Source organism: Psychroserpens mesophilus, from assembly GCF_000826645.1.
GTDB classification, from domain to species: domain Bacteria; phylum Bacteroidota; class Bacteroidia; order Flavobacteriales; family Flavobacteriaceae; genus Psychroserpens; species Psychroserpens mesophilus.
On sequence record NZ_JXJP01000019.1, the window covers coordinates 1 to 936 of the forward strand.

At 31.8% G+C, this 936-nt stretch carries 1 protein-coding gene; it reads left to right on the plus strand.

Features of this window, described 5'->3' with window-relative positions:
* Window positions 1–23 precede the first annotated feature (23 nt).
* Entirely contained in the window at window positions 24–707 is a 684-nt protein-coding gene (gene lepB / locus TD18_RS12690) for a signal peptidase I (RefSeq protein WP_040253241.1), read from the plus strand.
* The last annotated feature ends 229 nt before the right edge of the window (window positions 708–936 follow it).

Here is a 936-nt window from a genome sequence, read left to right on the forward strand (position 1 = left end):
ACACGAACACGTTGTAAAACATTATGAAGAAACCTCTGAAAATAACATTAATCCTTCTCGGCATTTTATTCGTCATATATCATTTATTGAGTTGGACAGGAATTTTCACTGTTTATAGTAATCCGACAACATCGAATTTGCCAAATTTAGAATTGGATTCAAAAATGGTTGCTTCGAACCTAACTGAACCAAAAAATGGAGACTTTATTTGTTACAAAAATCAAAATGGAAGATTAGGGAATCATATCAGAGTTCATAGACTTTGTGGAATGGAAAATGACATTGTGGAAATCAAAAACGGAACGTTATTCATTAACGGAAAAAATGCTGATAAAGGAACTGATTTTGTACATTTCTATGTTTTGACCGAAGAAGAATTTCAAAAATCAAAAACGGAATTAAAACCAGACCTAACTTTTATTTCTAGAGTTGGAGAGAAAAAAGATTCAATAATGATTCCTTTATCTGACCAATACGCTAAAGCAAATAGATTGGAATTAAGACGCAAAATAGCAAATGAATTAGATGAAAATTCAATAGTTCAAAAAATATTTAATGAGAATTGGAATTTGGACAATTTCGGACCTCTTAAAATACCTTCTAACAAAGTTTTTGTTTTAGGTGACAATAGAGATATTGCAGAAGACTCCAGATTTGTTGGACTTATTGACAAGTCCGACATTGTTGGAACAGTAATAATAAAATAACGTTTTACAACAACGTGTATATCTCATTGCTCCTTTTTTTATTAGCATAGAAATTTTAAATACAATTTGTATATTTAACTAATCGGAAAAATTAAAGGTTCAAGCCTTGCTATTTTCCTCCAACGGAATTTTCGCCACGTGTGGCTCATCCGAAGCTAAAATAGCTACGGCTTATTCCGCAACAAGATATACACAAACACGTTACCTCACATTTTGACCCGTCCTGAAT